The 1,635-nt window shown below is 49.3% G+C and carries 2 protein-coding genes; both read left to right on the forward strand.

Features of this window, described 5'->3' with window-relative positions; translation table 11 throughout:
- On the forward strand, positions 1–641 hold a 641-nt coding region (locus QCH34_RS12300), incomplete at its 5' end, for a cache domain-containing protein (protein WP_300334559.1).
- A 224-nt stretch (positions 642–865) separates the two neighbouring features.
- On the forward strand, positions 866–1,635 hold a 770-nt coding region (locus QCH34_RS12305), incomplete at its 3' end, for an ABC transporter substrate-binding protein (protein WP_300334560.1).

Here is a 1,635-nt window from a genome sequence, read left to right on the forward strand (position 1 = left end):
CCGGAATCAGGCTGATCGGGATGCATGCACAGCACCCGGAGTCGATCGTCATTGGCTATCCCCTCACGATGCATGAATATTATGTCGCGTTTAACCGTGAGACTCCCGAGCCTCTTATTGTGGCGTTCCAGCAGGCGCTTGACCGAATACGATCAGAAAAGGATGCCTTTGGTGTTAGCCGGTATGAGCGGATCCTCTACCGGCATCTCACTCCGGGATATGCAACTGAGGTGCTGACGAAAGAGGACGCAATCGATCTCGTATCATCGACAGCAGCAGCATTGAAACGGGATGCCCCGGCAACACTCCGGGAGATCAATGCGGCGAGTACCATCTATAATGTCCCTGATAAACCCGGACTCTATGTCTTTGTCTATGATACCGATGTCGTCATGGTTGCCCATGCAACAAATATCCATCTCGTCGGGGTGAGTTTCAAAGGTAAGACTGATGTCACCGGAAAGGCGTTTCGGGATATGATGGTGGAAGGAGCACTGGAGAATGGTTCCGGGTGGGAGGATTATATCTATATCAGTCCGGCAGAGAGCGGACTCTTCTGGAAGAGCACATACTATCAGCTTGTAACCGGGAGTGACGGGAAAGAGTATGTGGTCTGTAGCGGGATCTTCAGGACGGGGTAAAATGGGGGTTGTTACAGATCGACCTTCCAGATTACATGGTCTCTCAGGTCTGCATAATGGGTGTAGGTTTAGACAATCGAGGTCTTTGAGAATGAGCGTGGCCCGATCTATGACCTGTGGTTGGTCTGTGTGGGGTGAGGGTTCTCACTCTTCTTTACATGTATTGTCCATCATTCAATCACCATTTGAGAAAACATAAATACCTTTCTTCGTAATTTTAGGATATGCACAGGAAGGTGAAGGGTTTACGTCAGTACTCCCTGATTGTTTTTTCTCTCTTAATTCTGCTTTCGGCATGCATTGGCATCTCCGGATGTGTTACTGAGGAGTCATCCGGAGCACCGGATCTGATCTTTCTGACCGAAGAATTCCCGCCATTCAATTATGAAGAGGATGGTGAACTGAAAGGGATCGCAGTTGAGCTCCTGTATGCTGCATATGAGGAGAAAGGATTCGTACTGCCTGATGATGCCATACGGATCGGACTCTTCACCGAGGGATATCAGACCGCACGCTCAACACCAGGATATGTCATCTTCTCGACTGCGAGAAGACCTGAGCGGGAAGATCAGTTCCTCTGGGCAGGCCCGATCACATCGTTCAATGTTGTTCTCTTCTCCCGGCGTGGCAGTGGTATCACCGTTGCAGAGGATTCAGATCTCAACAATTTCAAAATTGGTGCAGTTGAAGATGACGTATCGGTTCTGGAGCTGAAACGGGTAGGAGTAGATGATGCTCAGATCATCACCGATCCTGATCCAATAAACCTGATCGGGATGCTCGACCGCGGCGAGATCGATCTCTTTGCCTCAGGTGACCTTGCCGGAGAGTACCTGATCGCAGAAGCAACCGGGAAATACGGCTATTTTAACCAGATATACCAGCTAGCAGAGTTGGATACATATTATGCTTTTCATAAGGAAACACCAAAACAGCAGATCGAATGGTTTCAGTCTGCACTTGATGCCCTGAAAGAGACACCCGCAGATGGTGG

Source organism: Methanocalculus sp., from assembly GCF_029762515.1.
Lineage (GTDB): Archaea > Halobacteriota > Methanomicrobia > Methanomicrobiales > Methanocorpusculaceae > Methanocalculus.